This is a genomic window from Peribacillus sp. SIMBA_075, assembly GCF_046534585.1.
In genome coordinates this window covers 1-228 of the sequence record NZ_JAWRYN010001790.1, presented here as the reverse complement: position 1 = coordinate 228, position 228 = coordinate 1, and the positions used below count along the sequence as shown (strand labels likewise).

Below are 228 nucleotides of genomic sequence, written 5' to 3'. Positions count from 1 at the left end.
ATTTCTGGCTGCTTCCGGCGTACATTGCCTGGTATACGATCGTGCCGAAACTGCTCGGCGTGAAAGTATTCAGTGATTCCTTGGCGCGTCTTGCGTTCGTCTTGTTCATCCTGTTTTCGATTCCGGTCGGGTTTCACCACCAATTGACGGAACCGGGCATCTCGAACTTCTGGAAGTTCCTGCAGGTGGTCTTGACGTTCATGGTCATCGTGCCTTCACTGATGACGG

General features: G+C 52.6%; 1 protein-coding gene. It reads left to right on the top strand.

What is annotated here, in order from left to right:
* Positions 1-228, top strand: a 228-nt coding sequence (locus SB775_RS34605) for a cbb3-type cytochrome c oxidase subunit I (protein WP_410865804.1), incomplete at both ends; no start/stop codon positions are given.